Source organism: Nonomuraea fuscirosea, from assembly GCF_035917475.1.
Taxonomy (GTDB): domain Bacteria; phylum Actinomycetota; class Actinomycetes; order Streptosporangiales; family Streptosporangiaceae; genus Nonomuraea; species Nonomuraea fuscirosea.
Map to the genome: position 1 here is coordinate 8581166 of NZ_CP109074.1, position 26105 is coordinate 8607270.

Annotated in this window: 29 protein-coding genes and 1 pseudogene; 16 read left to right on the plus strand and 14 right to left on the minus strand. The window is 70.1% G+C overall.

What is annotated here, in order from left to right:
* Positions 1–20: 20 nt before the first annotated feature.
* From OIE67_RS39045 to OIE67_RS39055, 3 genes are all read right to left on the minus strand, one after another.
* Positions 21–899 (minus strand): sensor histidine kinase, encoded by an 879-nt coding sequence (locus OIE67_RS39045; protein WP_326629934.1) that lies wholly within the window; start codon positions 897–899, stop codon positions 21–23.
* Complete coding sequence (locus OIE67_RS39050) at positions 896–1705, minus strand: sensor histidine kinase (RefSeq protein ID WP_326629936.1); 810 nt, start codon at positions 1703–1705, stop codon at positions 896–898. The genes OIE67_RS39045 and OIE67_RS39050 overlap by 4 nt, the downstream gene beginning before the upstream one ends.
* Positions 1706–1792: 87 nt before the next feature.
* On the minus strand, positions 1793–2200 hold the full coding sequence (locus OIE67_RS39055) for a hypothetical protein (RefSeq protein ID WP_326629938.1): 408 nt from the start codon (positions 2198–2200) through the stop codon (positions 1793–1795).
* Between the two features lie 522 nt (positions 2201–2722).
* Here OIE67_RS39055 and OIE67_RS39060 point away from each other — a divergent pair.
* Positions 2723–3319 carry a tyrosine-type recombinase/integrase gene (locus OIE67_RS39060; protein ID WP_326629940.1) on the plus strand — a complete coding sequence of 199 codons (597 nt, stop codon included), beginning with the start codon at positions 2723–2725 and terminating at the stop codon, positions 3317–3319.
* Between the two features lie 91 nt (positions 3320–3410).
* On the opposite strand, the gene OIE67_RS39065 is transcribed toward OIE67_RS39060, so the two are convergent.
* The gene (locus tag OIE67_RS39065) at positions 3411–3911 is read right to left on the minus strand and encodes a GbsR/MarR family transcriptional regulator (protein WP_326629942.1); all 501 of its coding nucleotides are present in this window, start codon (positions 3909–3911) and stop codon (positions 3411–3413) included.
* 91 nt (positions 3912–4002) lie between these two features.
* Here OIE67_RS39065 and OIE67_RS39070 point away from each other — a divergent pair, with 91 nt between their 5' ends.
* Positions 4003–4818, plus strand: coding sequence for a class I SAM-dependent methyltransferase (locus OIE67_RS39070; protein ID WP_326629944.1), 816 nt, complete (start codon positions 4003–4005; stop codon positions 4816–4818).
* Between the two features lie 404 nt (positions 4819–5222).
* Positions 5223–5708: an N-acetylmuramoyl-L-alanine amidase gene (locus OIE67_RS39075; protein WP_326629946.1), complete on the plus strand. Its 486-nt coding sequence runs from the start codon at positions 5223–5225 to the stop codon at positions 5706–5708.
* 50 nt (positions 5709–5758) lie between these two features.
* Here OIE67_RS39075 and OIE67_RS39080 read toward each other — a convergent pair whose 3' ends face one another.
* The 3 genes from OIE67_RS39080 to OIE67_RS39090 all read right to left on the minus strand — a co-directional run bounded on the left by OIE67_RS39080 (position 5759) and on the right by OIE67_RS39090 (position 7452).
* A complete protein-coding gene (locus OIE67_RS39080) occupies positions 5759–6250 on the minus strand; it encodes an SRPBCC family protein (RefSeq protein ID WP_326629947.1) in 492 nt (163 codons plus the stop codon).
* A gap of 144 nt (positions 6251–6394) precedes the next feature.
* Entirely contained in the window at positions 6395–7039 is a 645-nt protein-coding gene (locus tag OIE67_RS39085; RefSeq protein WP_326629950.1) for an SRPBCC domain-containing protein, read from the minus strand.
* Positions 7036–7452 carry an ArsR/SmtB family transcription factor gene (locus tag OIE67_RS39090; RefSeq protein WP_326629952.1) on the minus strand — a complete coding sequence of 139 codons (417 nt, stop codon included), beginning with the start codon at positions 7450–7452 and terminating at the stop codon, positions 7036–7038. Before OIE67_RS39090 ends, OIE67_RS39085 begins: the two co-directional genes overlap by 4 nt.
* A gap of 575 nt (positions 7453–8027) precedes the next feature.
* Here OIE67_RS39090 and OIE67_RS55640 point away from each other — a divergent pair.
* The 4 genes and pseudogenes from OIE67_RS55640 to OIE67_RS39100 form a co-directional block, all read left to right on the plus strand.
* Positions 8028–8447, plus strand: a pseudogene (locus OIE67_RS55640) (SDR family oxidoreductase); the annotation flags it as partial.
* Between the two features lie 74 nt (positions 8448–8521).
* Entirely contained in the window at positions 8522–8608 is an 87-nt protein-coding gene (locus OIE67_RS55645; RefSeq protein WP_407674924.1) for a hypothetical protein, read from the plus strand.
* A 30-nt stretch (positions 8609–8638) separates the two neighbouring features.
* Positions 8639–8878 carry an NmrA family NAD(P)-binding protein gene (locus OIE67_RS55650; RefSeq protein ID WP_364662513.1) on the plus strand — a complete coding sequence of 80 codons (240 nt, stop codon included), beginning with the start codon at positions 8639–8641 and terminating at the stop codon, positions 8876–8878.
* The gene (locus OIE67_RS39100; RefSeq protein ID WP_326629956.1) at positions 8788–9303 is read left to right on the plus strand and encodes an NmrA family NAD(P)-binding protein; all 516 of its coding nucleotides are present in this window, start codon (positions 8788–8790) and stop codon (positions 9301–9303) included. Before OIE67_RS55650 ends, OIE67_RS39100 begins: the two co-directional genes overlap by 91 nt.
* 241 nt (positions 9304–9544) lie before the next feature.
* Here the strand turns inward: OIE67_RS39100 and OIE67_RS39105 are convergent, their stop codons facing one another.
* Both OIE67_RS39105 and OIE67_RS39110 read right to left on the minus strand, forming a co-directional pair.
* On the minus strand, positions 9545–10696 hold the full coding sequence (locus OIE67_RS39105) for a DUF1648 domain-containing protein (RefSeq protein ID WP_326629959.1): 1152 nt from the start codon (positions 10694–10696) through the stop codon (positions 9545–9547).
* On the minus strand, positions 10693–11082 hold the full coding sequence (locus OIE67_RS39110) for a GntR family transcriptional regulator (RefSeq protein ID WP_326629961.1): 390 nt from the start codon (positions 11080–11082) through the stop codon (positions 10693–10695). The genes OIE67_RS39105 and OIE67_RS39110 overlap by 4 nt, the downstream gene beginning before the upstream one ends.
* Positions 11083–11216: 134 nt before the next feature.
* On the opposite strand from OIE67_RS39110, the gene OIE67_RS39115 reads away from it, so the two are divergent.
* Together OIE67_RS39115 and OIE67_RS39120 are read left to right on the plus strand one after the other, a co-directional pair.
* On the plus strand, positions 11217–12098 hold the full coding sequence (locus tag OIE67_RS39115; RefSeq protein ID WP_326629963.1) for an ABC transporter ATP-binding protein: 882 nt from the start codon (positions 11217–11219) through the stop codon (positions 12096–12098).
* Positions 12095–12889 (plus strand): ABC transporter permease, encoded by a 795-nt coding sequence (locus tag OIE67_RS39120; protein ID WP_326629966.1) that lies wholly within the window; start codon positions 12095–12097, stop codon positions 12887–12889. The genes OIE67_RS39115 and OIE67_RS39120 overlap by 4 nt, the downstream gene beginning before the upstream one ends.
* Before the next feature lie 37 nt (positions 12890–12926).
* Here OIE67_RS39120 and OIE67_RS39125 read toward each other — a convergent pair whose 3' ends face one another.
* Positions 12927–13592 (minus strand): TetR/AcrR family transcriptional regulator, encoded by a 666-nt coding sequence (locus OIE67_RS39125; protein ID WP_326629968.1) that lies wholly within the window; start codon positions 13590–13592, stop codon positions 12927–12929.
* A gap of 99 nt (positions 13593–13691) precedes the next feature.
* Here OIE67_RS39125 and OIE67_RS39130 point away from each other — a divergent pair, with 99 nt between their 5' ends.
* A complete protein-coding gene (locus OIE67_RS39130; RefSeq protein WP_326629970.1) occupies positions 13692–14603 on the plus strand; it encodes an SDR family NAD(P)-dependent oxidoreductase in 912 nt (303 codons plus the stop codon).
* A 1-nt stretch (position 14604) separates the two neighbouring features.
* On the opposite strand, the gene OIE67_RS39135 is transcribed toward OIE67_RS39130, so the two are convergent.
* The gene (locus tag OIE67_RS39135) at positions 14605–15639 is read right to left on the minus strand and encodes a glycoside hydrolase family 76 protein (RefSeq protein ID WP_326629972.1); all 1035 of its coding nucleotides are present in this window, start codon (positions 15637–15639) and stop codon (positions 14605–14607) included.
* 58 nt (positions 15640–15697) lie between these two features.
* Complete coding sequence (locus OIE67_RS39140) at positions 15698–16822, minus strand: GntR family transcriptional regulator (protein ID WP_326629976.1); 1125 nt, start codon at positions 16820–16822, stop codon at positions 15698–15700.
* Positions 16823–16966: 144 nt separating this feature from the next.
* On the opposite strand from OIE67_RS39140, the gene OIE67_RS39145 reads away from it, so the two are divergent.
* The 6 genes from OIE67_RS39145 to OIE67_RS39170 are packed head-to-tail and all read left to right on the plus strand — an operon-like array spanning position 16967 to position 23123.
* On the plus strand, positions 16967–18241 hold the full coding sequence (locus tag OIE67_RS39145) for a glycoside hydrolase family 125 protein (RefSeq protein ID WP_326629978.1): 1275 nt from the start codon (positions 16967–16969) through the stop codon (positions 18239–18241).
* Positions 18238–19176 carry a carbohydrate ABC transporter permease gene (locus tag OIE67_RS39150; protein WP_326629980.1) on the plus strand — a complete coding sequence of 313 codons (939 nt, stop codon included), beginning with the start codon at positions 18238–18240 and terminating at the stop codon, positions 19174–19176. The genes OIE67_RS39145 and OIE67_RS39150 overlap by 4 nt, the downstream gene beginning before the upstream one ends.
* Positions 19173–20039, plus strand: a complete 867-nt coding sequence (locus tag OIE67_RS39155; RefSeq protein WP_106236963.1) for a carbohydrate ABC transporter permease — start codon at positions 19173–19175, stop codon at positions 20037–20039. Before OIE67_RS39150 ends, OIE67_RS39155 begins: the two co-directional genes overlap by 4 nt.
* A gap of 30 nt (positions 20040–20069) precedes the next feature.
* Complete coding sequence (locus OIE67_RS39160; protein ID WP_326629984.1) at positions 20070–21350, plus strand: ABC transporter substrate-binding protein; 1281 nt, start codon at positions 20070–20072, stop codon at positions 21348–21350.
* A gap of 11 nt (positions 21351–21361) precedes the next feature.
* Positions 21362–22873: a glycoside hydrolase family 76 protein gene (locus OIE67_RS39165; RefSeq protein WP_326629987.1), complete on the plus strand. Its 1512-nt coding sequence runs from the start codon at positions 21362–21364 to the stop codon at positions 22871–22873.
* Between the two features lie 25 nt (positions 22874–22898).
* Entirely contained in the window at positions 22899–23123 is a 225-nt protein-coding gene (locus tag OIE67_RS39170) for a hypothetical protein (RefSeq protein WP_326629989.1), read from the plus strand.
* A gap of 391 nt (positions 23124–23514) precedes the next feature.
* Here OIE67_RS39170 and OIE67_RS39175 read toward each other — a convergent pair whose 3' ends face one another.
* A complete protein-coding gene (locus OIE67_RS39175) occupies positions 23515–24798 on the minus strand; it encodes a TRAFAC clade GTPase domain-containing protein (protein WP_326629991.1) in 1284 nt (427 codons plus the stop codon).
* A gap of 6 nt (positions 24799–24804) precedes the next feature.
* Positions 24805–26025 carry an amidohydrolase family protein gene (locus tag OIE67_RS39180; protein ID WP_326629992.1) on the minus strand — a complete coding sequence of 407 codons (1221 nt, stop codon included), beginning with the start codon at positions 26023–26025 and terminating at the stop codon, positions 24805–24807.
* Positions 26026–26105: the final 80 nt, after the last annotated feature.

Sequence of the window (26105 nt, forward strand, 5' to 3'; positions counted from 1 at the left end):
CGGTGGCCGGGGAACTGGACTCAACCGGCGAGCGGGAGACGGAGCACGAAGCGTGCGCCGCCGCCGGGCGGGACCTCGACCTCCAGGGTGCCGCGGTGGGCCGCGGCGATCTCGCGGGCAGTGGCCAGGCCGAGACCGGCGCCTCCGCGGTCGCGGCGGCGGACGGTGTCCAGGCGGGCGACGCGCTGGAAGACACGTTCGCGCTCTCCTGACGGGACGGCGAGCCCGTCGTCGGCGACGGCCAGCTCGGCGTGGCCGGCCGTTCGGTGCAGGGTCACGGTCACCTCGCGCGCAGCGTGCCGCCGGGCGTTGTCCAGGAGGTCCGCCAGCAGCCTCGTGAGGTGCCTGGGAGCGGCCCTGACCGCCACCCCGCGTTCAAGGTCGAGGCGTACGTCACGTCGGCCGGCCACCGTCTCGGCAGCCAGGTTCGTCAGGTCGAGCAGCTCCAGCCCCTGGCCGGCGTCGAGAGACCTCAGCAGAAGCAGGTCGTCGACGACGGTCTCCAGCCGGTCCAGATCGCCGGACACGTGCTCCAGCAGGTCGGGCAGGTCGATGTCGCCGGGGTGCAATTGTGCTTCCTCGACCCGGACGCGGAGCGCGGCGAGCGGGGTACGCAACTCGTGGGAGGCGTCGGCGGTGAACTGCCGTTGCCGGTCCGCCAGCGGCTCCGCGACCGGGTCGGCGACCACGCGGCAGCCGAGCAATTCCTCGCGCCGCCGTCCGGACGCGGTCAGGTATGCCTGGTTGACGGCCACGATCGTCAGCTCCGGGACCATGGCGAGGCAGGGAAGGGCGACGGCCGCGATCAGGGCCTCGGCAGCGGCGGCAGCGGCGGTGTCGCTCGCGCCGTGGGCCGTGTCGGCCGCGCCGTGGGCCGCGCAGGCGGCGGCGCGGTTCATGGGCTCATCGCCTCCGGCGCGCGGTGGCCCTCATCGCGGCCGGCGAGGGGCAGGCGGAGGACGAAGCTGGCGCCGCCGGTCTCGGCCACCGCGGCGTGCAGGCTGCCCCCGTGAGCCTGGGCGATGTCGCGGGCGATCGCCAGCCCCAGCCCGGTGCCGCTACGGTCCCGGTGGCGTGCCGCTTCGAGCCTGGTGAAGCGCTGGAAGATCTGCTCCCGGTCCGGCTCCGCGACCCCCTCACCGTCGTCGGTGACCGTCAGCACCGCGTGGCCGTCCTCGCGGCACACCCGGACCTCGACCAGTTGGCGGCAGTGCCGCTGCGCGTTGTCAAGCAGATTGTTGAGCACCCGGATGATCCGGATCGGGACTGCCTCGACGTGCACCCCGGGCTCCAGCCGGAGCCGTACGGCGGTGCGATCGGTCCTGCGGCCGATCTCCTCACGAACCAGGCCGGCGACGTCGACCTGCTCAGGCCGGACGGGAGCGCCGCCCTCCATCTCGGCGAGGACGCGCAGATCGGTGAGGATCGCGTCCAGCCGGTCGATGCCGCGCAGCGCGCGGACCAGCAGGCCGCCGAGGTCGGTCTCATCGGGGTGCAGGCCGGCCTCCTCCAGCTCAACGCGCAGCCCCGCGACCGCCGTGCGCAGCTCGTGGGAGGCGTCGGAGGCGAATCTGCGCCTTTTACGCAGCTCGCGTTTCAGTTCGCGGACCGTGTCGCCGGTCGTCCGGAACGCCGGCAGGGCCGAGCCGGCTCCGGACGGGCGTACGGCCTCGTCGTCGTACAGAGGCGCAGGATGTGCTGTCACAGTTCGTACTCCTTCCGCTGCGGGTCATGGGCGGGCGAACAACCAGCTAGGACAGCAGACTTCTACGCCCTGTGACAGCAGCCTTCGTCACAGATCATCCGGTGGCGGGTCCTGGCCGATGGACGCCGCGCTGAGCTTGGCCGGGTTCACCATCCACAACACCTGGTCGATACCACGATCGGAGGTGTTGAGTGCGAGGACCGTGACCACCATGCCGTCGCGGCTCAGCAACGCGGCGGCCTGGCCGTTGACGTCCGCCCAGGTCACTTCCACGGCGTCCAGAAATAACCGGCGAACGCACGCATGAACTTCGCCACACGGACCGCCCCCTCGACCAGGAATTTCGCCGGAGCGGGTGGCCGCCACGAACACCGTGAGCAATCGGCGCTGATCGGCCGCGGGCACGGTGGTGCGTCGTCCGTCGAGCACGCGAGCCAGCGCGGCAACATCCCCGAGATCCAGTTGGCGACCGAAGTGTGCGTGTAACGGGCGCATGTGACTTCTATTGCTGGTGCGTCAAGTCCCTGGGCAGGACCGCGTGTACATTGCCACCCCGCGGCCTCGAAGCTGTAGCCGCTCGGTGTTGATGAAGCGAACGGCGCAACCATCGCCTGGCCGCTCATACACAGAGCGATGATCTTGTTGTCCGCGGATCGCCCGAGTGTTAGTCACCCCGGGCCATGCACGCATGCGACGCGAAGAAGGCCCCGGCCGTCCTGACGGGACGGCCGGGACCTTCCTTGGCCAGGGTTCAGAGGCTCTGGCCTGGGTTGGCTGGCAGGTAGAAGTTCCAGCTACCACCGCCGTCGTGCGCGCCGCCAGCCGGACAGACCCCGTTCGTAGGCGCCCCATTCCACCAGAGGCCGAAGCATTTCCGGCAGTGCCGCCAATTGTCCTGCTTGGTCGTGTCAGCCATCGCGTCTCCCTTCGGGTCAGCGACGTGATGCGAGAATGCTCACGTCCACACAGTTAGCGTCAGCCTCGGCGAGAGATTCGTCATGAGTAGCCCCTACTCAGATGGCTGAGACGCGCATCGCAAGACGCACCCGCTCGTTTCCGGAGAGGGAGAATGACCACGGGCCTGCCCGGCTGCGCACCTCGGCGTTCATCCGCGTCCTGCCGCACACCGGAATCCTGATCGAAGAAGCGATCTCCGCCGACGTGAGCGCGCTCGGACATGAGCGAGGGCTGCGGACGCTGCGGATCGTCGGCAAGGGCACCAAGCCCAAGAAGCGCCGCCTTCCGGTGGAGACCGGATATGCGCTCGACCGGTATCTGGAGGATCGAGCGCGCCGCGAAGGCGTTGAGGTGTCGCAACTCACCGGGCGGATCTTCGTGACCGGCACCGGAGGCCGCTTCTACCGGTCGTCAGCGTCGGCCCTGGTGACGCGCATCGGCGGCCAGGCCGGCATCCTCGCGAAGGTCACCGCGCACGTGCTGCGGCACACGTGGGCGTCGCTGGCTGCGGAGCTGGGCGCGGAGCTGGGCGCGGACCCATTCGAGATCAAGGAAGCGCTTGATCACGAATCGATGGACACCACCATGGGCTACGTGCACTCGGGGCGCCGGCTGGAGAGAGATCCTTCCCAGCTGGTGGCGTCGGCGCTGGAGTAACGCAGTCAGGCAGCACAGTGGGCGCCGGAGACACCGCAGGGACAAGGTAGCCGCCATGCCGCCCGCGATCCCCGCCTCGACCAAGACTTCCTCATCCTGCCGACTGTCTCTGGCCAGCCTCGCGTTCGGCCGCCTGGAGCCGCCGCCACTTCGCCATCGACTGCTTGATCTCCTCGCGGAGGAACGCGAAGAACCGGCGGGTCTCGTCCAGCCGCTGCCCGGCGAGGGAGTCGAGACCCAGCAGCGGGACGCCCTCTGCGGCGCCGGCCTGCACCCGGACCAGTACCGGGTCGGACTGGCTGACGAAGTGACTCCAGGTGTGCTCGTGGATCCGGCAGAAGTCGTGGCGGGTACCGGGCTCGCGTCCGCGTTCGACCAGCCGCACCTGCACCAGGTATTTGACCGCCCCCGAGATCGCCGACGCGCCGACGCCCAGTCGCTCGGCGAGTTCGGCGGCGGACAGCTTGCCGGAGTCGGTAACCAGCAACGCGGCGTACACGCGCGCCGCCATCCGGGGCATGCCGGATTCGACCAAGATCTGCGCGAACCGTTCCCGGAAATCGGCGATGGCACCCTCGTTCGCTTGCGTCACCCAAGCTCCCTATATCGTCGCGGACTCACCAGTTTAAGATGATCCACAAACTTCACGAAATTCGTGAAATATGTGTAGTATCGTCGCTGCTGTGAAGGACACCGAACTCGTCGGAGCGCAGAAGACCCTCAGCCCCGTCCTCAGGGCCAAGGCGCTGGACAACCGGCTGCCGGACCCGATCCTCGGCGACGAATACGCCGAGGAGGCGATGCGCCGCCTCGATCCTGACTACGACAAGCGCAGATTCGGCACCAGCCAGCTGGGCCTCGCGGCCGTGGTGCGTGCCAAGGCCCACGACGACTGGGCCCGAGGCTTCCTGGCCGATCACTCCGACGCGGTGGTGCTGCACCTGGGCTGCGGCCTCGACGCCCGGGTGTACCGGATCGACCCGCCCGCCACTGTCGACTGGTACGACTTGGACTACCCGGCTGTCACCGAACTGCGGCAGCGGTTCCTGCCGCCGCGCGAGCACTACACCCTGATCGACTCCAGCGTCACCAACCTGACCTGGCTGGAACGCGTCCCCCGCGGCCGGCCGGTGCTGGTGATCGCCGAGGGACTGGTGCCCTACCTGACCGAGACCGACGTCCGGCGGCTGCTGACCAGCGTCGTCGACGCCTTCCCCACCGGCCAGATACAGTTCGACACGGTGTCGGTCTGGGCGTGGCGCACCTCGAAATGGGACCCCACGCTGCGCAGATACGGCGCCCGGTTCCGCTGCGGCTTCAACGACCCAGCCGTGCTGGCCGATGGGCACCCGCGACTCGAATACGTCGACGAGGCACCGATGAACGACTCACCGATACTGATGGCCAAGGCACCCGCGAACGTGCGCCGCATATACCGCCTCATGAACCTACTGCCGGGCATGAAACGGTCCACCCGCATCGTGCGCTTCCGGTTCTAACGCGCCCACGGTCCGTGCGGGCTGGACAGCAGCGGGGTGAACGCGGGGATCTCGCTCGTTCTGGTCGCGATTTGACGCTGGGCGAACACGATCTCACCGACGCTATGGCCACCGCGATGGAAATTGCCGCCGAACAGCAGATCCAGATAAGAAGGCCAGATCCTCCTTCTTGGTCATCGACGGGACGGACCCGAGGGGATGATGCCGGTGAGCCATGACCCTGCCCGCGGACCCATCGCGAACCGGAGAGGTCGCCCGGCTGATGCCCGCCGGGAGGAGCACCCCGGCATCTGCCCGCGCACCGGCCGGACCGAAATCCGGCGATCCCCGTCGCGTCGCCTGCCCTCAGCGCTCATCCGCCCTCTAACCTGCGGAAACAGCAGTACGGGAACGGGAGGAACATCATGGGGATCGTCATCGTCGACCGCGCCGGCTGGAACGCCCGCCCGCCGAGAGATCTGGACGACGTGGAGCACGTCGCGCTGTCCGCGCGCACCGAGTTCATCGTGCACCACACCGAAACCCCCACCACGCGCTCGCCGAGATCCATCCAGGACGGGCACATGGATGAACGGGGATGGAACGACATCGGCTACAACTTCCTGGTTCGCGACGACGGCACCGTGTACGAGGGCCGCGGCTGGCTCGTACGCGGGGCTCATGCCACCGACCACAACGTCACCGGGCTCGGCTGCGCGTACATCGGCATGAACGCGCCGACCGAGGCGGCCAAGGCGTCGATCCGCTTCCTGTACGACGAGGCCTGCGCCAAGGCCGGCCATACGCTCAGCCAGCGCGGCCACAGCCAGGTGGGCGACACCGACTGTCCCGGCACGACACTGCTGGCCTGGGTGGAATCCGGTATGCGGGTCGCCCACGACCAGGTGTGACCCCGACGAGAGGCGACGGCTTCGGCGGTCTCGTTGCTGTTTGCGGCTGATCAGTTGCTCCTTTCGCGGACATCCTTCCCCTGCTCGGCGAACGCCTTGAAATCCTGCATGTGCTGTTGCGACTGCTTGCGGAAGGAGCCGGGCATGAGTAGCCCCACCAGCCGCATCAGCAGGCCGCTGAACCGGTATTCGCTCTCGCTTTCCCAGAGCGTCGTCTCCGGATCGGCTTCGATCAGCCGATCGCGTACGACGCTCCACATGCCCGCGCCGACGATCTCGCGGTCGAAGTGAACGACGCTCTCCTGCGGGATCCCGTGCAGGTCTGCCGGATCCCGGCGTGTGATCGTTTCGATGCACTCGATCTTCCGCTGCCCTGACCGCATCACGACCCGCGACTTGGTACCGAGCCGGCCGTGGCTCCCATGCACCGGCTCGTGCAGCACCAAGCCCCGCAGCCACTTCGGTAGGTGTGCCGGATCGGCGAGCAGCTGGGCCACCCGCTCGCGCGGCAGCGCGATCTCGATCGAATTGGTGTACTTCATCGCGCATTCTTTCTAGGTGTGGGACAACGTGTTGTCGTGCCGCTCGACTTGCTGCTCGACGGAGAGGTCTGACATCCGTCTCGCGATTGACCATTCATCGGCGGTGCAGGCCCCAGAAATGCTGGTCAACCCCCAGCGGGGATCTCAGGTCGGCTCGGGTGCGTAGAACTTGGTGGTGGCCTCGACTGCGGCAGCGACGTGCTCCGGTTCGCCACCCGCAGCCAGGTGAGCCTCGCCCCAGGCTGCGGCGCTGCGCCGGATGAACTCGCGCCCTTCGGGCGACTTCTCGACCGCCTCGTGGTCGGCGCTCTCGTCACCGGTCAGCAGCCGGGCCAGGGCGAGGAGATGCAGGTCCCAGCCAACGCCGCCGGCACCGGGGCCGTAGGTCGGGAAGAGGGGCTCCTCGACGACCACTGCGTGGATCAGTTCGAATTCGGTGTCGCCGGTCGGGCCTGGGACCAGGCGCACTTCCACCTCGCTCGTACCGGGCCACGCGTCGGCGTCCGGCCCGTAGAGCCAGGACACTCTAAGCAGACGCGGGGGCTCGCACCGGAGGATCTCACCGTGCTCACCACCGTCCAACTCGAACTTCCCGCCTTGCCGCAGGTCCCCGACGACCGGCTTCAACCAGCGGTGCAGCCGCTCGGGGCTGGTCAGGGCGTCCCAGACGTCGTCGATCTGCGCTTCGTATCGACGCCGCACCTCGATGGTGTACGCGTCGCCTGCGGGCAGGCTGCCCTTGCCCATCGCTCGGCGCGCGGTGGCCAGTTCGTCCAATATGTCTTTCATGTCATGTTCCCTTCGCTGATCGATCGGTCTTGTCCGCATCGGCACCCGGGTGGGCCGGTTGCGTAGGCGCCCCACCAGCCGGACTCCGAGTCGCAAGCCCGCCCGGGCCGGCTCGGCTTCCAGGGCGTCGAGGTGTGCTCCCAGAACCGGCGAAACCTGTCCAACCACGCGTCAACCTCGGTCAGCGGCGCGGGCTCGACGACGGAGAACCGGCGAACGCCCTCAGTCCGCACCGACGCGAACCCGCTGTCACGCAACACGCGCAGATGCTGTGAGACACCCGGCCGGGAGAGTCCGGGCTCGGCCCGGATCACGTCCGCAATCGGACCAGAGGTCCGCTCACCGTCGGCGAGCAGCTCCAGAACGCGCCGCCGCACCGACTCGCCAGGGATGTCGAGCGCGTGCACGAACATGGACAATACCAGTTTTCACTTATATAAGGCAGTGCTGGCATCCCTTGATGTCCGGCCCCCATCCATGCCGGTGTGGAACGCCGTGCAGCCGGCACCCGCAGCCGCCGGGCCACATGCCGGCCCCGCGCAGGCGGGATGTTCTGTGAGTAGCCACGCCTCATGGTCGGCAGGCCGTGGCGGGCCTGGCCTTGCTCTGCCTGGGCTAGTTTGGTCGGCTCGAACGGACTTCCGCCGGAATCTGGTAGGACGAGGGCTGCGATTACCCCATGGAGAAGTACGGGGCGCCCACACTGCAGCTTCCCCAGGAACGCCGGACGAAAGCGAGGTTGTTCAGGTAGCCCAGGCGCTCCGGATCCAGCTTTTTGGACGGTGGTTCTGAGGAGAAACGGCGTTGATTGTTGCTTCCGGGCATCACGGTGCCGCTCCGACCGTAGCGCGCCATCGCCTCAGTTACGTGACCGGGCGCGCAGCACGGCATCCGCGTCAACGTCATCCTGCCCGAGCTCATCGCCACCGCCGCCAACCAGGCGGTGCTCCCCGCGCACCTGCTGGCTCGCGCGGCCACGCCGGAGGCGGTGGCCGACGTGATCACCTCCCTCGTCCGCGACGTCCGGGCGGACGTCGCCGATCCCGGCGAACTGCGCGGGCTCTTCCAGGTGCCCGAGGAACGCTTCGGCGGCCTCGACGTCTTCGTCGGCAACGCGGCGACCGTCCGGTACGCCGCCGTGGCGGACATCTCCGACGAGCACTTCGACCTCATGTGGCGGACGAACACCCGCGCGACCCTGATCGGCATCCGCGAGTCCGCGCGCAGGATACGGGACGGCGGCCGCATCGTCATCGTCTCCAGCGGCGCCGTGGTGGCGGCGCCTCCCGGAGTCGGTCCGTACGCGGCGAGCAAGGCCGCCGGGGACGTCCTCGTCCAGACGGCGGCCCGCGAACTGGGCCCGCGCGGGATCACGGTCAACAGCGTCCTGCCGGGGCCCACCAGGACCGAGATGCTGAACGTGGACCCCGGCCTGATCGCCGCCCAGACCCCCCGCTGGGCCGGGTCGGCGAACCCGAGGACATCGCCGACGTCGTCAGCTTCCTCGCCTCGCCGTCCGGCGGCTGGATCACCGGGCAGGCGATCCGCGCGGCGGGCGGACTCGTCTGACAACTCCTTTTCGAGAAGGGCGAACGGAACATGACCGAGAAGAAGATCATCGCTGTGGTCGGCGCGACCGGCTCCCAGGGCGGCGGCCTGGCCCGCGCCATCCTGGACGACTGGAACGGCCCCTTCACCGCACGGGCCCTCACCCGGAACCCGGACTCACCGGTCGCGGCGTCGAGGTGGTGCGGGCCGACCTCGACGACGAGGCCGGCCTGCGCGCGACCTTCCTGGAGACCTCGTTCTTCTACGAGATGTTCATCTACGCGGGGCTGAGCCCGCACCGGGGTCCGGACGGCACGGCGACGCTGACCCTGCCGATGGGCGACAGCGTGATGGCGCTCGTGGCCGCCGAGGACATCGGCCGCACCGCGTACGGCATCTTCCACTCCGGCGCCCGCTTCGTCGGCCGCACCGTCGGCCTGGCCGGCACGCACGCCACCGGCGACCAACTGGCCGCCCTCTTCGCCAAGGTGCTCGGCGAGCCGGTCGTCTACCGCCCGATGACCCACGACCAGCTGCGCGCCGCCGACATCCCGGACGCCGAGGAACTCGGCAACATGTTCCAGTTCTTCACCCAGGCGGCCGACACCTTCGTCGGCAACCGCGACCTCGACCTGATCCGCACCCTCAACCCCCGCCTCCAGCCCCTCGAAGACTGGCTGCTCACCCACCGCCCCCGACTCCAAGCCGCTCTCTGACCGGGTAAGAAGGTGCAAGGCCGGGCTGACGCTGACCGGCGACGACCGAGAGTACGCCAAGTCTCCGCGCCGGCGTTGCACTTGGTCGCCGCGGCGATCACCTATCTGAACGCGGCCGTGCGCACGGGTGTCTTCCCGCCGGCTCATGCGTCAATCGAGCCGGATCACGGTAGCCGGCACCAGTAGGGGGGCCGTGACCTCGGCGGTTGAGGGTGGCGGGACATATGGCACCGGCCGATCATCAGATGAGGCTGTGTCTCTGGGGCAGGTCGACGACGCCGGCCAGGGACAGGCCCGCGAGCACGAGCAGGGCGACGGTGAGGACGCCGAGCAGGAGCCAGGCGATCGGGTGGCCGAGGTTGAGGGTCCATGAGGAGGAGCCGAGACGGGCGTGCACGAGCAGGGCCGGGTCGCGGCGGTTGGCGTAGACGGCGCCGGCCAGGAACCAGTGACGGTCGTCCTCGCGCTGACCGGCCCCGGAGTCCTCCAGTTCCTCGCCCGGCAGAGCGGGCAGCCGGTGCCCGGCCTGGCCCACCTTGATCTCCCATGTCAGCCAGCCGCCCAGCAGCACGATGAACGGGGCGAAGACGGCCACCTCCCAGCCGATCGCAGGAGGGACGACCTCCCACAGCCGCAGACCCGCGAAGAACAGGCTGAGGTTCAGGCAGGCCGCCGACAGCAGCAGCAGCGTCGCGACGCCGCGCAGGTAGACGCGGTAGCGGCGGGCCGAGCCTTGGGGTCTGGCGGCATCGAGGTCGGGGCGGGCGCGCAGCACGGCCAGGGCCGCGACGAGAACGACCAGGGTGACGGCGATCTGGTAGATCACCGGCTGGAAGGCGCTCAGCACCGTCGTCGGCGTACGCTGTACGGAGGAGGCGGTGCCGCCCAACCCGAGAGACAGCGGCAGCGTGGCGGGCAGTCCGCCGTAGCGCGCCCAGCCGACGCCCGCGGTGAGCAGCAGCACGGCCAGGGCGGGAAGGCCCCACGACCACGGCACCCGGACCGGGTCGGTGCGGAAGGTGGTGTCGACCGTGACGGTCTGACGACGCTCGGCCGCCCACCCGCCGGCGAGTTTGGCGGCGCGGACCATGCGATGAGCGCGGTAGAACAGCAGCAGGTCCACGACCATCACCACCGTCGCGGTGACGCCGATCACGACGGCGGATCCGGTGACCAGCAGCGCCAGGATCAGGACCACCGCGGCGATCACCGCCACCAGAACGGTCAGGTGGGCGTAGGACCGGCGCGCAGCGACGATGACGGGATCGCCGACCCGCTGGACGCCCACGCGCACGCCGAACGGCAGGGTGGGCCTGGCCAGCACCGGCAGCGCCAGCATCAGGGACGTGACCAGCGCGACGATGATCGTGCCGGCGCAGAGGAGCAGGATCACGCGCCCTCCTCGAAACCGATCAGCCGCGCCTCGCACCGGCGCAGCACATCCTGCCGGTCCATGCCGTGAACGGTGGCTTCCGCCAGCAGCACACGCATGCGTTCCTCCCAGTCGTCGACGAAGGGTGCCTCGGGCGGGCCGGTGTCGGCATCACGCCGTACGACCGCGCCGCTCTTACGGTTGATCCGGATCACGCCCTGCTGTCGCAGCAGGTCGTAGGCCTTGTTCACGGTATGGAAGTTGATGCCGAAATCCGCGGCGAGTTGCCGCGTGGACGGTAGCGGGTCGCCTTCGCGCGCCTGCCGTCCGGCGATCGCCTCCACGATCCGGTCCCGGATCTGCTGGTAGATCGGAACGTCGCTGTCGAGGTCAAGGGTCAGCTGCACACCGACACTCTATCTGATATACAACTAATAGAACAGCTAACGCCTGGAGGGCACATCATGCATCAGGTAGAGATCCACCAGGAAACGCCGACCGTCCGCTCCGCGCTTCGGCGCCGGCCGATCGCGGTGATGGCATGAACATCGAAGTACGGGGCCTGACCAAGGCGTTCGGGCCGATCAGTGCCGTCACCGACCTCAGCTTCGAGGCCGAGGCGGGCGTCGTGACGGGATTCCTGGGGCCGAACGGCGCCGGCAAGACCACCACCATGCAGATGATGCTGGGCCTGGTCACGCCGACCTCCGGCACCGCCACGTTCGGCGGTCACCGCTACGCCGACCTGCCCCACCCGTCGGCCGCCGTCGGAGCCGTGCTGGACAGCGCGGGCTTCCACCCCGCCCACACCGCCCACGACCACCTGCGGGTCTACGCCCGCATGGGCCGGCACGGCACGGCCCGGGTCGATCAGGTCGCGGACCTGACCGGGGTGTCAGCCTTCGCCGGCCGCCTCACCCGTACCCTGTCCACCGGCATGCGGCAACGCCTCAGCCTGGCCACCGCGCTGCTCGGCGACCCCCAGGTGCTGCTGCTGGACGAACCGAGCAACGGCCTGGACCCCGAAGGCATCGCCTGGCTGCGGGAGTTCCTCCGCGAGCTGGCCGCCGACGGCCGCACCATCCTCGTCTCCAGCCATGTGCTCGGCGAGATCGAGCACACGGCCGACCACGTGGTGGTGATCCGCGACGGCCGGCTGGTCACCGCCGGTCCCATCGCCGGCCTGTACGGCACAGCCACCGTGCTGGTCCGCTCCCCGCAGGCGGACCTGTTCGCGGCCAAGCTGGTGACGAGCGAGGTCCGGGTGGAACATCCGCGACCGGACCTGCTGCGCATCCACGGCCTGAGCACCGAGCAGGTCGCCGCCGCGGCCGGCTCCCACGGCGTCACGCTGCACGAGATCACCCCGGAACACCCCACCCTCGAACAAGCGTTCCTGCACCTCACCGGAGGTTCCCGATGACCGCGCTCCTCGCCGCGGAATGGACCCGCCTGACCAGCACCAAACTCCGGCTGTGGGGTCTGCTGGCCGCGCTGGCCAGCGGAGCGCTCATCGGCCTGCTCGCCCTGGCCGGGCCGGAGAACTTCACCCCTCCGATGCCCGGGCTGGACACCGCCCAGGGCATCCACGCGCTGCTGGGCCTGCTCGGCTTCACCGTCTTCGTCCCCGCCCTGCTCGGCACCATCGCCGTGTCCGCGGAGTACCGGCACAGGACCATCACCACCACGACGTTGTTCGCTCCCCGGCGCTGGACCTGGCTGGCGGCCAAGCTGGCGATCTACACCGGGGCCGGGCTCGCCTACGGCGCGACGGCCGCGGCGGTGGCCGGCGGCGCTCTGTGGGGCGTGGCCGTGCTCAAGGGCATCACGATCGGCCTGCCGGCCGTCACGGTCACGGCCCTGCTGGCCCGCATCGCCCTGACCATGGCGGTCTACACCCTGCTGGGCCTCGCCGTGGGCGCTCTCCTGCGCAACCAGGTGACCGCCCTCATCGCCGTCGGCGCCTACTTCTACATGATCGAGACCGTACTGATGCTCATCCCGGGGATCAAGCTGCTCTATCCCTATCTCCCGGGTGGCGCCACTGCCGCGCTGACCGGCTTCACCTATCTGGCGGACGCCATCGCCGACCAGACCGGCACCTCCGCGACCCCGCTGCTGTCCGCGCCGGCGGGTGCCGCCGTGCTGGTGTGCTACGCCCTGGTCGCCATTGCCATCGCCGTCGCGGCCCCGCTGCGGCGGGACATCACGTGAGTCCCGGCGGGCTCCCTTGGACCGGCGCCGATGCCGTTCAGGCGCGTGGCAGCACGCCGACGAGTGCCGCGGTGAAGGAGCTTCGGAGGGCGTCGCGGAGGTCCAGGTGGAGGACGCCGAGGGAGGGTTCCTCCGCGTAGGCGGCGACGAGGCTGGGCGGCGGTGGCACGTAGGCCGACAGGGCGCCCGCCGAGACCAGGGCCATCAGGCAGAACAGTTGCGTGTCGTCGCCCAGCTCCGGCAGGTGCCGGCGGAGCAGGTCGGTCATGGTCGTGAGCCGGGCGAGGGAGGCGCGTTTGTGCCGTTTGACCACCTCGACCGAGACGTTGTGCTCAAGGACGCCCCCCTGCGCGCCGAAGAGGTCGCAGAGCACCTTTCGTTCCGCCAGGGAGCGGCTGAGGATCTCGGCCAGTTGAGCCGCGCGCGCTTCCGGTGCCGCCCCGGCGTCGATGCCCGCCGGCAGGTCGTCCGTCAGCTCGGCCAGCCAGTCTCCCAGGAAGACGTCCAGCAGTTCGAGCAGCACGGCCTCGCGTGACTCGAAGTAGCGCAGGACGTTCGACTTGGCCAGGCCCACCCGCCGGCTGAGCTCGTTGAGGCTCACCTCGGCCACCGGCATCTCGTCGAGCATCGCCGCCGCCGTGTCCAGGATCGCCTTGCGGCGGATCTCCCGCTGCTCCTCACTGCGCGCCCGCTGAAATGTCACAACCCTCACCCTAGCTTAAAGACCGCCGGTCTCTTGACAGGAGACCAGCGGTCTCTTATGTTCATCCATAAGAGACCGACGGTTCCTTAGGAGGGCCTCATGAGCGAGAAGTGGACCGAGCAGCACATCCCCGACCAGCGCGGCCGGGTGGCGATCGTGACCGGCGCCAACACCGGGCTGGGCTTCGAGACCGCCCGGATGCTGGCCGAACGCGGGGCCACGGTGGTCATGGCCGTCCGCGACGTCGAGAAGGGCAAGGAGGCGGCCGGCCGCATCGACGGCGACGTCGCCGTCCAGGCCCTCGACCTGACCTCACTGGACTCGATCCGGACCGCGGCGGCCGATCTGCGCGCCGCCCACCCGCGCATCGACCTGCTCGTCAACAACGCGGGCGTGATGTACACCCCGCGGCAGACCACCGCCGACGGGTTCGAGCTGCAGTTCGGCACCAACCACCTCGGCCACTTCGCCCTCACCGGCCTGCTGCTGGACCGGCTGCTGCCGGTGCCCGGCTCGCGCGTCGTGACGGTCAGCAGCACCGGCCACCGCATCAGGGCCGCCATCCACTTCGACGACCTGCAGTGGGAGCGCTCGTACAGCCGCACCGCCGCCTACGGCCAGTCCAAGCTCGCCAACCTGATGTTCACGTACGAACTGCAGCGGCGGCTCGCCCCGCACGGCACCACGATCGCGGTGGCCGCGCATCCCGGCGTGTCCAACACCGAACTCGCCCGTTACACGCCCGCCGCGTTCCGCCTGCCCCTCACCTGGCTCGCGCCGCTGCTCACCCAGAACGCCGACATGGGCGCCCTGCCCACCCTGCGCGCCGCCACCGACCCGGCCGTCACCGGCGGCCAGTACTACGGCCCCGGCAACCGCGGGGAGATCACCGGCTACCCGAAACTGGTCACCTCCAGCCCCGGCTCCCACGACCAGGCCGTCCAGCGGCGCCTGTGGACCGTGTCGGAGGACCTCACCCGGGTGACGTTCCCGGTGCCGGCGCCGCAGTGAGTCAGCCGGTGGTGAGGGCGGCGCAGGCTTCGGTGGCCATCACCGCGCTGAGCTGGGCCGACAGGGAGACCTTCGGGCCCGGCGGGTGGTTCCAGTTCGACCCGGCCAGGAGCAGGCCGTCGCGCACGGACGACTTCCAGAGCCGTTCTGTGCTGTCCAGCAGGAAGTCGCGGACCTCCGGCACGTCCTGGACCTCCAGCAGGCGGTGGGCGTACCGGTAATAGATGCCCTTGAACAAGCCCTCGTCGCCGCCGTCGCCCTCGTGGGCGAAGACGCCGTCCGAGGTCAGCTCGGTGATGGCGGTGCGGGCCGTGCGGGTGGCGCGGGACAGGTAGTCCTCGCGGCCGAGGGCCCGGGCCAGCTCGACGCACGCCCCGACGTACAGGCCCTGGTTGTAGGTGAAGCGCCAGTGCAGGTCGATGGCGTGGTCCTCCTGGCGGTTGACGCCGTCCTCGACGAAGCCGTCCGGACGCACCAGGGCGCCCTCCAGCCAGTCCATCGTCCGGGTCGCCCACTCCAGGTGGCGGGGGTCGCCGGTGACGCGGTGCAGGCGGGCGGACAGGATGACGAAGGGCGCGTTGGCCGGGGTGTTCTTGTAGTACGGCTGCTGGACGCGCCAGGCGATGCCGCCGCCCTCGTGATCGTTCCAGCCGTTGTCGAGCACATGCTGCCAGATCACGACGGCGTGGTCGCGCAGGTCGGCCGAGCCGGTGGCCTCGGCCAGGCGCAGGGTCGCGAGCGCGAGCCAGAGCATGTCGTCGAAGTAGTCGTTGAACAGCGCCCCGCCGTTGCGGCGGCGGATGCCCGCGAGGATCGCCGCGGCCTGGTCGAGCCGGGCCGGGTCGCCGGTCCGGCGGTGGGCGTCGATGCGCACGTCCATGGCGTGCGCGAGCCACCAGTAGTTGAAGGTGTCGTTGTCGCCGGACTCCAGCGGGTGCCAGTTGTCGAAGAGCTGGTCACCGGGGGCGGCGAAGTAGTGGTCGAGGCTGCGCTGAGCCAGGTCGGCGCGGTCGTTCCAGAGGTCGGGCAGCGACAAGGGTGGGTCCTCCGTGCTCAGGTGGTCTCGGGGGCGTGGGCCGGCTCTTGTCCGGGGGTCAGGTCTTCTCGGGGTCGACGATCGAGAACGGGATGATGGAGCGTGGTGGTACGGGCTCGCCGCGCATCTGGGCGAGCAGCAGGTCGACCGCCTGCCGGCCCATCTCCCGCTGCCCCTGCCGGACGTGCAGGAAGTGCGGCCCGGCGACCGGGTCGAGGGGTGAGTCGAAGCAGGCGATGAGCGGCCGCGGCTCCGTCCCGGCGATGGCCCGGCCCATGACGCGCGCCAGGTTGTACTCGCACACCACGAACGCGGTCACCTCGGGCTCGCGGGCCTGGAAGGCGCGGATGCGTTCGACGTCGGCCCGTACGTTGTCGGGGGTGAAGGCGCCCGGCAGCGTGCTGGACAGGTCGGTCAGCTGGTGCGCGAAGTCGAGGGACAGGCCGCGCCCCGTGAAGGCGGCGCGGAAGCCCTCCAGCCGCTCCTCGATGCTGGAGGTGTTCTCCGGCGGCGGGGACACGAACGCGATGTGCCGGTGCCCCTGGTCGAACAGGCGCTCGGTCAGGGCGCGCGCGGCGGCGACGTTGTCGGTGTGCACGGCGCACACCTGGATGCCGGCGAGGTAGCGGTCCACGAGGACGAGCGGATAGCCGTCGAGGATGGTGCGGAGCAGGCCGGCGTTGTAGTACTCGCCGTGCACGGGGAAGACGATCAGGCCCTCGGCCAGCCCGGCGTCGACCATCGACTCGATGGCCTTCTCCTCCTCTTCCTGGCTGCCCCGGGTGCGCTTGATCACCAGGGTGATGCCGCGCTCCGCACAGCGCTCCTCGACCGCGCAGAGCAGTTCGAGCCCGTACGCCTCGGACGCGTCCGGATAGATCATCGCGATCGTGCCGGGCACCCGCTCGCCCTCCGCCGCCGCGCGGACCGGGGAGAGCGCCAGGGAGTCGAGGTCGGGCAGCTCCGTGGCCACGAACGAGCCCTTGCCGCGGACCCGGTGCACGACGCCGGCCTGCCGGAGGATCTCCAGCGCCTTCTTCGAGGTGATCCGGCTGACCTCGAACCGCTCGGCCAGCTCCATCTCCGAGGGGACGCGGTCACCGGGGGTCAGTGCGCCCCGCCGGACCTCGTCCAGGAGGTAATCAATGATCCGCTCGTACAGGAGCGGGCCTCTCGCTGCCACTCTTCCCCTTCATAGCTTGGTATGTCAGCACGTCTAGGTATATATCATCTCATGAATTGAACCATCGAAACATATTGACTTATGACAACTTGGTTCCTACGTTTCCCTCAGATGACATCTCGCGCACCTCATGAAGGGAAACGCGTGAACGCTGTCCCAACTGTGCTGCACGACGTGGCCGACCGCGTACGAACACACCTGGAGCCCCGGTTCCCCGAGGCCGCCGCCATGTTCGAGCAGTGCTTCCTCAACACGCTGGAGACCACGGTCAGGCGGCTGCCGGACGGGACCACGTTCGTGCTGACCGGCGACATCCCGGCCATGTGGCTGCGCGACTCCGCGGCCCAGATCGAGCCGTACGTCCGCCACGCCGCCGCCGACGACGACCTGCGCGCCATGATCCGCGGTGTGATCCGCCGCCACGCACGGTACGTCGCCCTCGACCCGTACGCCAACGCGTTCAACGAGGGCCCCGACGGCATGGGTCACCAGGACGACCGGACCCGGCTCACCCCCTGGGTCTGGGAGCGCAAGTGGGAGCTCGACTCCCTGTGCCATCCGCTGCGGCTGCTGCACCTCTACTGGACGGTCACCGGCGACGCCGAGGTGTTCGACGAGGCCGTGCACCGCATGCTCACCGTGGCCGTGGCGACCATGCGGGCCGAGCAGCGCCCCGAGTCCTCGCCGTACAGCTTCGTCCGCCCGCACCCCCAGCAGCCCACGGACACGCTGGTCAACGAGGGGCGCGGGCCTGAATGCGGGTACACCGGCATGGTCCGCTCGGCGTTCCGGCCCAGCGACGACGCCTGCACCTACGGCTTCCTCGTCCCGGCCAACATGTTCGCGGTCGTCGTGCTCGGCCACGTGGCCGCGTTCGCCCGCGACTTCTACGCCGACACGGCCCTGGCCGGCGACGCCGCCGCGCTGCGCGCCGAGATCGAGGAGGGCATCAGGCGGTACGCGGTCGTCGACCATCCCGAGCACGGGCCCGTGTACGCGTACGAGACCGACGGGCTCGGCAACCACCTGCTCATGGACGACGCGAACGTCCCGAGCCTGCTGTCCATCCCCTACCTGGGATACCGGCCGGCCACGGATCCGACGTACCGCGGCACCCGGGCCTTCGTGCTCAGCCCGGGCAACCCGCACTACAGCTCGGGCAAGCACGCCCGGGGCGTGGGCAGCCCGCACACCGAGCCCGGCCACATCTGGCCGATGTCCCTCGCCATGCAGGGCCTCACCAGCACCGACCCGGCCGAGCGGGCCGAACTGCTGGACATGCTGGCCGCCACCACGGCCGGCACCGGATACATGCACGAGAGCCTGGACCCCGACGACCCCGGCGTCTTCACCCGCCCCTGGTTCGGCTGGGCCAACAGCCTGTACGCGCAGTTCGCCATGGAGGTGGCGCTGACATGACCCAGATGCTGGCCGGCCCGCCCGCGGTCGGCCGGGCCTCACCCGGCCACGCGAAACAGCGGCGGTCCCGGATGTCGCGGCACCAGGCGCGGGCCGGGGTGCTGTTCGCCACGCCGCCGATGGTGCTGTTCCTCATCTTCACCGTGCTGCCCGTGGCCGGCGCGCTCGGCCTGAGCTTCACCTCGTACGACGTCTTCACCCCGCCGCAGTGGACCGGCCTGCAGAACTACGCCAGGCTGCTGGAGGACGCCACCTTCTTCACCACGCTGAAGAACATCCTGCTGTACTGCGCGATGTTCGTCCCGGTGATGATCGCCGCCTCGCTGCTGCTGGCGGTGGCGCTCAACAGCAAGTTGCCGGCGATGAGCGTCTTCCGCACCATCTACTACATCCCCGTGGTGACCTCGCCGGTGGCCGCGGCGACGGTGTGGACCTGGATGCTCAACAGCCACTACGGGCCGATCAACGAGATCCTCGGCTTCTTCGGCATCCCCGGCCCGGCGTGGGTGGGCGACAGCAGCACGGCCATGGTGTCGATCGTGCTGGTCACGCTGTGGCAGGGGGTCGGCTCCAACATGCTGATCTACCTGGCGGGCCTGCAGAACATCCCCACGCACCTGTACGAGGCCGCCGCCCTGGACGGGGCCGGGCGCTGGGCGACGTTCGCCCACGTCACCTGGCCGCAGCTGCGGCTGACCACGCTGTTCGTCACGACACTGTCGCTGATCGGCGCCTTCCAGCTCTTCGACCAGGCGTACGTGATGACCAAGGGCGGTCCGGGCAACTCGACGCTGACGCCCGTCTACCAGATCTACGAGACCGCCTTCAACCGGCTGCAGATGGGCTACGCCTCGGCGCAGGCGTTCACGCTGTTCCTCATCATCGTGGCCGTCACCGTGATCAACATGCGGATCAACCGGAGTGACGAGACATGACCAGGCGGATCAGGATCGCCCTGTTCTATGGCGTACTCACCGTCGTCGGACTGTTCATGCTGCTGCCGTTCCTGTGGTCGCTCAGCACCTCGCTCAAGCCCGACGACGAGATCATCGCGCTGCCGATCAAGTGGCTGCCGAGCTCGATCACCTTCGAGCACTACTGGTCGGCGTTCACCACCGTGCCGTTCGCGCGGCACTTCGCCAACTCGATGCTGCTGGCCGTGGCGGGGGTGGTCACCAATCTGATGCTCGGGTCGCTGGCCGGGTACGCCTTCGCGCGGCTGCCGTTCCGGGGCAGCCGGGTGCTGTTCCGGCTGCTGCTGGGCTCGATGATGGTGCCCGCCGTGGTGACGCTGGTGCCGTCGTTCATCATCGTCCGCAGCATGCCGCTGGTCGGCGGCAACGACCTCACCGGCCAGGGCGGCGTCGGGCTGCTGAACACGTACTGGGCGGTCATCCTGCCCGGCGCGGTCGGCGCGTTCTCCGTGTTCATGATGCGGCAGTTCTTCCTGGCCCTGCCGAAGGACCTCGGCGAGGCGGCCCGGGTGGACGGCTGCCCCGAGTTCCGCATCTTCTGGAAGATCTACCTGCCCCTGTGCCGTCCCGCCCTGGCCACGCTCGCGGTCTTCACGTTCGTCGCGGGCTGGAACGGCTTCCTCTGGCCGCTGATCGTGCTGAACGACCCCGACATGAACACGATCCAGATGAGCCTGGCCGCCTTCTCCTTCAACAAGCAGACCGACTACGGGCCGCTCATGGCCGGATCGATCGTCGCCATGGCGCCCACCCTGCTGCTGTTCGCCTTCGCGCAGCGCTACCTCACCCGGGGGCTGGCCTTCACCGGCTCCGGCCTCCAATGACATGTCTTCACGAAAGGAAGTGAGCCGCCGATGCACGCGACCCTGACCAGGCGGCTGGCAGCCGCCGCCCTCGCCGTCGCCACGGTGATCACCACTGGTTGCGCCTCCTCCGGTTCGTCCTCCTCCTCGTCCGCGGACGGGGTGGTGCGGCTGAAGTTCTGGGGCGACTGGTCCGGAGAGGGCGAGCAGCAGTTCAGGACGATGACCGCGGCCTTCAACAAGACCCACCCCAATATCCAGGTCGAGTACGTCGTCCAGGAGGACATGCTCACCAAGTTCCTCACCGCCTCCACCTCCGGTCAGGCCCCCGACGTCATGTTCTGGGACCGCTGGCGGACCGCGAGCTACGCGCCCAAGAACGTGCTCGAACCGCTCGACGAGCGGCTCAAGAAGGACGACATCCCGACCGACCGCTTCTACGGCGAGGCCGTGCGCGAGCTCACCCACGACGGCAAGCTGTACGGGCTGCCGCTCACGGTCGACGCCCGCGCCCTGTTCTACAACAAGGCCCACCTCAAGGCGGCCGGCGTCGAACCGCCGAAGACCTGGGCCGAGCTGGAGCAGGCCGCGGTGAAGCTGACCAAGCGCGAGGGCGGCAAGCTCGTCCGCGCCGGCCTGTCCATGGACGACGCCGGCCTGTTCAGCATGTACCTGGCCCAGGCCGGCGGCCAGATGGTCACCGACGACTGCTCGCGCACCGCCTTCAACAGCCCGCAGGGCCTGCAGACGCTCGACCTGTGGAACCGCATGATCAAGGCGGGCGTCTACCAGAGCGGCTTCGAGAAGGGCCTCGGCGAGGGCACCGACGCGTTCGCCACCGGCAAGGTGTCCATGATCCTCACCGGGCCGTGGAACATCACCACGTACAAGAAGTACGGCAAGGACCTCGACTTCGGCATCGTGCCGCCGCCGAGCGGGCCGCAGGGCGGCAACGCCAGCCTCATGGGCGGCTTCGGCCTGGTGATCCCGCGCGCGGCCAAGCAGAAGGACGCGGCCTGGGAGTTCGCCAAGTGGTGGACGGCCGAGAAGGACAACGCCATGTTGTGGGCCAAGACCAGCTTGAACATCCCCGGCAACGTCCAGGCCTCGGAGGATCCGTTCTTCTCCGGCGACCCGTTCTGGAAGCCGATCCTCGACACGCTCAAGTTCGCCAAGACCCGCCCCGCCTGCGCCGGCTACGCGCCGATGGAGGAGGAGGCCGTCATCCCGAACCTGCAGCTCTTCCTGGAGGGCAAGGCCGACGCGCAGAAGGCCCTCACCCAGGCGCAGCAGCAGGGTGACCGGGTGTTGAAGGACAACAACCTCAACTAAGGAAGCACTCGATGAAGTTACGCGTCGCGGCCGCCGGTGTTCTGTTGTCGGCGGCCTTCCTCCAGCCGATCCAGCCGGCCCACGCCGCCGTTCCCGCCGCGGGCCGCAACCCGGCCCACGTCCCCGCCGACGCCGACGCCGCCATGTCGGCCTTCGTCGCGACCTTCTGGGACCCGGCGAAGAAGTACTTCTACACCAACAGCGACCGGCAGATCCACGAGCACGCGCACGGCCCCGAGAACGGCCGCTACACCGACTTCTGGTGGGAGGCCCAGCTGTGGGAGCTGGTGATGGACGCCTACCAGCGCACCGGCAGCGCCACGTACCGCAGGATGATCGACGACGTGTACGCCGGCTTCCTCGCCTCCTACCCGACGTTCGAGAACGACTTCAACGACGACCTGGGCTGGTGGGCGCTGGCCAGTGCGCGAGCGTACGAGATCACCGGGAACACCACGTACCTGGACCGGGCGCGGTCGTTGTTCGACCGTATCTGGGCCGAGCAGGACTCCACGTACGGCGGCGGCATCTGGTGGCAGAACAACACGCGGAACCAGAAGAACGTGGCCACCAACGCCCCGGCCGTGCTCACCGCCACCAAGCTCTACACGGCCACCGGCGACGCGAGCTACCTGACCCGGGCGCGGAGCCTGTTCGACTGGATCAAGGCGAACCTCCAGGAGTCGGGGCACGTCTACGACCACCTGGAGGGCTCCGGCACCCTGGTCAAATGGGACTTCACCTACAACTTCGGGACCTACATCAGCGCCGCCGCCGCGCTGAACAAGGTCACCGGGACGGCCTCCTACCTGGCCGACGCCCGCGCGGCGGCCGACTGGGCGACCGCCAACCTGACCAACGGCGGCACGGTGCTGCACGAGGGCGTCAATGACGGCGGCGGCTTCAAGGCGCGGCTGATCCGCGGGCTCAACACGCTCGTCACCGAGCACGGCCAGCGCCAGTACCTGCCGTTCCTGCAGCGCAACGCCACCCAGGCGTGGCAGCACCGCCGCACGTCCGACAACCTCGTGGGCCCGGACTGGTCGGCCCCGGCGCCCGGCACGTACCTGCAGAGCCTGACCGCGGCCGCCGCCGTCAGCACGCTGCAGATCGTCCAGCCGGACGGCAACGCCGGGCTCCAGCCGGAGAACGGCGTCTACGAGGCCGAGAACGCGCGGCCGTCCGGCATCGGCGCCGAGAGCGGCCAGCCCGGCTTCAGCGGCCGCGGCTACCTCGCCGGCTGGAACACCTCAGGACAGACGCTCACGTTCCACGTCAACGTGGCCTCCGCCGGGGCGCACCAGCTGCGCTTCCGCTACGCCGCCGGCGCGGGCGACGCCACCCGCCGGGTGCTGGTGAACGGCGCCCAGGTCGCCGCCGGCCAGCCGTTCGCCTCCACCGGCGGCTGGGGCACGTGGAACACGTCCGTGCTGGGCGTGAACCTGTCGCGGGGGTACAACACGATCCAGCTGGAGATGGGGTCGAACTTCCTCAACCTCGACCGGCTCGACATCACCCGTTAGCCCCAGCCCGGAAGGGCAGGGCTTGGTGTCGGCGGGCACGGTGGGGGCGGGCCCGGGCGGCGAGGGCTCCTCCGGGCCCCCCACCCAGCGCAGGGCCGCGAGCAGCGCGACGAGCAGGGCCGCCACCACCGCGATGCGGGCCACGGTCCTGTGCCGCCCGGGGGTGGTCGTTTCGACCGTGGATCGCAAGAGGAACGGCTTCGCCGCTTCGGTGGCGAAGCCGTTCTCGTTCGCCAGGAACGTCCGGTAGACGGCCAGGGCGGTGGTCAACGCTGTGCGGAGGTCGGCTTCGGCGGGGGTGACGGTGCGGGCGTGGGGGCAGACGAATCCGTAGAGGAGGTGCAGGGGGCGGCCGTGCTCGTCTCTGGGGGCGTCGGCCTGGCGGAGGTCGGCCGCGGATACCTGGTGGGTGGCGTGGACGACGCTGATCGGCCGCCCGGAAGGGGTGGTCAGCTCGACGACGCCGGGCCGGTCCGGCACCGCGCCGGGCTCGACGTGGTCGGCGAGCACGGTGTGGTCGCCGACGGCGAGGAGCGGCGCGGGCGCCAGGAGGGTGCGGTAGCCGGCGCGGTGCCCGCGGGCGATCAGGAACGGCCATCCGTGGGCGTCCGTCGTCTTCGGCCATCCGTGGGCGTCCATGGTCAGCGCTCCGGCAGGCGGGAGCTGGGCAGCCGGCCTTCCAGCATGGCCGGCTTGGCGCGCATGTCCTGCAGCACCTGCCGCCGGACGCGGACGAACTCATCGATCCGCCGCTCCGCCTCGCCCGCCTGCGCTCCGGCGCCCGGCCGCCCCAGTCCGGCGATCATGGCGCGGGAGTCCAGGAACATCCCCATGAGCACGTCCCCGGCGACGGCCGCCGCAGGTGAGCCGAGGGCGTGCAGCAGGGCGCGTCCCGAGGTCTGGAGGGTCAGCATGGCCGCTGTGCGGAGGCGTTCCAGCGGGGCTCGCCAGAGGTGGTGGCGGGCTTCTTCGCGGAGTGCCGCGCGCAGTGTGGCGTCCAGGCCCATCTCGGCCTGGTCGAACAGGTCCGGGACCACGGCCGAGAGCGGGACGTCGACGTAGGCGGGCCTGGCCTGGGCACTGCGGTTCTTCACCACGTGCCCGGAGGCGTCCACCGAGGCAAAGCCCGGCCCGACGGCGCTGACCGGGATGAGCCGGACCACGCGCCGGTCGCTGTGCAGCCGGACCAGGGTGCGGAAGTGCTCGTTGGACATCAGCAGGTCGCGCACGAGGGCCAGCCGGGTGTTCTCGTCCTCGTGCAGGTGTGCCAGCAGGTCCCATTTGGTGACCACGAAGCTGACCGGGCAGCTCGCGCCGATCAGGTGCGGGACGAGGATGTTCAGGGTGCGGTGCAGCTCGGTCCAGCCCTGCGGGTCGCCGTCCAGGTGCTGGCGGATACGGCCGCCGTCGATGATGCCGAGCAGCGCGTGCGCCGAACGGACCTGGTCGAACAGCTCCGTACGCCGGCCGGAGTCGGTCTCGGCGGCGTCGGTGAGCAGCTCGCCGGCGTACTCCAGCAGGTCCAGGCGGAGCACCTCGTGCACCGTGTCCCCGGCCCTGGCCCTGACCCCGAAGGAGAAGTGCCGGGTCTCGCTGGTGAACGTGCCCCGCGGCCACTGATCGGCCCGCGTGGTGTCGGCCATCTGCGCGAACCAGCCGGTCAGCCTGGCCACGTCACCCTCCGCCGCCGACAGGTAGTAGCTCTGCCGCGACGGCGTCTGCAGCTCGTTGTACATGCTGGCCAGCAGCAGCGTCTTGCCCGAGCCCGGCAGACCCAGCGCCACCACCCGGAAGGTCGGGACGGCCGCCCGGATCCCCGCCTCACCCGGCGGCGGACCGCCGCGCCAGGGCACGTCCGAGTCCAGGAACGCCATCACCGCGGCCACGATCCCGGCCAGCACGAATATCCCGAGGACGATGTCCATGATTCCTCACCTCTTCTCGCGGAAGGCGCCGAGGCGTTCGCCCCGGACGTAGACGGCGCGGATGCGGTGCAGCGCCGCGAGGTCACGCAGCGGGTCACCGTCGACGGCCAGGATGTCGGCGTCGTACCCGGGGGCGAGCCGGCCCTTGCGCTCCCCCAGCCCGCACACTTCCGCGGCCAGGCGGGTGGCGGCGTGCAACGCCTCGGCGCTGGTCAGGCCGATGCCGGGAAGCTCGCCGACGGCCCAGCGCAGGACGTCGGGCGGCTTGATCGGGGCGATGCCCGCGTCGGTCCCCGCGACGATCCTGGCGCCCGCCCGGTGCAGCCGGCGGGCGTTGGCCATCAGCGCCGGCATCGCGGCGGCGATCGCGGGTGGCAGCCCGGCTCCCTCCACCGGGACGGCGCCGAGCGTGATCCCGAGGGCGATGCCGCTTCTCGCGATGGCCTTGACCAGGTCGTCCGGCGCCGGATCGACACCGCCCGCGGTCATGAAGCTGACGTGTTCGAGGCCGTCCACGCCGGCCGCGACCGCGTCGGCGACGGCTTGGACGCCGTGCGCGTGGGCGGTGACCGGCAGGCCGTGGCGGTGTGCCTCGACCACGGCGGCCCGCAACTCCTCGGAGGTGAACTGGGGCAGCTCGGGACGGCTGCCGGGGGTCAGGTGACCCCCGCTGGCCATGATCTTGACGAGGTCGACGCCGCGCTCGGCGCGTTCGCGTACGGCCGCGGTCACCCCGCTCACGCCGGCGGCCGTGCCGCCCAGGTAGTGGCAGTGCCCACGTGGCGTGGTGATCGGCGGGCCGGCCGCGACGATCGTCGGCAGCGAGTGGTCGGACGCGGCGGCGCGGCGCAGCGCGAGGGTCAGATAGTCGCGGTCACCGAGATCGCGCACCGTCGTCACGCCGCCGCGGGCGGCCCGCCTGGCGGCGGCGGCCATGGCGGCGAGCGCGGCCGCGGCGTCCCGGCCCGCGAGGTTGCCCACCGGATCCGCGCTCGCGTCGAAGGCCAGGTGAACGTGCGTGTCGATGAGGCCGGGCAGCAGCGTGGCGGCGCCGAGGTCGACGACGTCGGCGCCCTCGGGCACACCGCCGGGCGGGCCGACGGCCGCGATGACGCCGCCGACGAGCAGGAGGACGGGATCGGGGGTCAGGGCCGGGGAGACACCGTCGTACAGCCACGCGGCGCGCAGGACGGTGAGCCGGCCGGACCGGGGGGAGCTGGTGTTCATGCCGCCAGGGTGCGGCTCGCGGGCGGTCGCCCACGTCGGGGCAACTACTCATGTGCGGTACTCACCTCCGGCGAGCCGCC

Excerpts from the sequence above, each read along its gene's own strand:
- OIE67_RS39045 (WP_326629934.1), bottom strand. The coding sequence starts at position 899 with ATGAACCGCGCCGCCGCCTGCGCGGCCCACGGCGCGGCCGACACGGCC.
- OIE67_RS39055 (WP_326629938.1), bottom strand. The coding sequence starts at position 2,200 with ATGCGCCCGTTACACGCACACTTCGGTCGCCAACTGGATCTCGGGGAT.
- OIE67_RS39060 (WP_326629940.1), top strand. The coding sequence starts at position 2,723 with ATGGCTGAGACGCGCATCGCAAGACGCACCCGCTCGTTTCCGGAGAGG.
- OIE67_RS39075 (WP_326629946.1), top strand. The coding sequence starts at position 5,223 with ATGGGGATCGTCATCGTCGACCGCGCCGGCTGGAACGCCCGCCCGCCG.
- OIE67_RS39080 (WP_326629947.1), bottom strand. The coding sequence starts at position 6,250 with ATGAAGTACACCAATTCGATCGAGATCGCGCTGCCGCGCGAGCGGGTG.
- OIE67_RS39085 (WP_326629950.1), bottom strand. The coding sequence starts at position 7,039 with ATGAAAGACATATTGGACGAACTGGCCACCGCGCGCCGAGCGATGGGC.
- OIE67_RS39090 (WP_326629952.1), bottom strand. The coding sequence starts at position 7,452 with ATGTTCGTGCACGCGCTCGACATCCCTGGCGAGTCGGTGCGGCGGCGC.
- OIE67_RS55650 (WP_364662513.1), top strand. The coding sequence starts at position 8,639 with ATGACCGAGAAGAAGATCATCGCTGTGGTCGGCGCGACCGGCTCCCAG.
- OIE67_RS39115 (WP_326629963.1), top strand. The coding sequence starts at position 11,217 with ATGAACATCGAAGTACGGGGCCTGACCAAGGCGTTCGGGCCGATCAGT.
- OIE67_RS39120 (WP_326629966.1), top strand. The coding sequence starts at position 12,095 with ATGACCGCGCTCCTCGCCGCGGAATGGACCCGCCTGACCAGCACCAAA.
- OIE67_RS39130 (WP_326629970.1), top strand. The coding sequence starts at position 13,692 with ATGAGCGAGAAGTGGACCGAGCAGCACATCCCCGACCAGCGCGGCCGG.
- OIE67_RS39150 (WP_326629980.1), top strand. The coding sequence starts at position 18,238 with ATGACCCAGATGCTGGCCGGCCCGCCCGCGGTCGGCCGGGCCTCACCC.
- OIE67_RS39155 (WP_106236963.1), top strand. The coding sequence starts at position 19,173 with ATGACCAGGCGGATCAGGATCGCCCTGTTCTATGGCGTACTCACCGTC.
- OIE67_RS39160 (WP_326629984.1), top strand. The coding sequence starts at position 20,070 with ATGCACGCGACCCTGACCAGGCGGCTGGCAGCCGCCGCCCTCGCCGTC.
- OIE67_RS39165 (WP_326629987.1), top strand. The coding sequence starts at position 21,362 with ATGAAGTTACGCGTCGCGGCCGCCGGTGTTCTGTTGTCGGCGGCCTTC.
- OIE67_RS39175 (WP_326629991.1), bottom strand. The coding sequence starts at position 24,798 with ATGGACATCGTCCTCGGGATATTCGTGCTGGCCGGGATCGTGGCCGCG.
- OIE67_RS39180 (WP_326629992.1), bottom strand. The coding sequence starts at position 26,025 with ATGAACACCAGCTCCCCCCGGTCCGGCCGGCTCACCGTCCTGCGCGCC.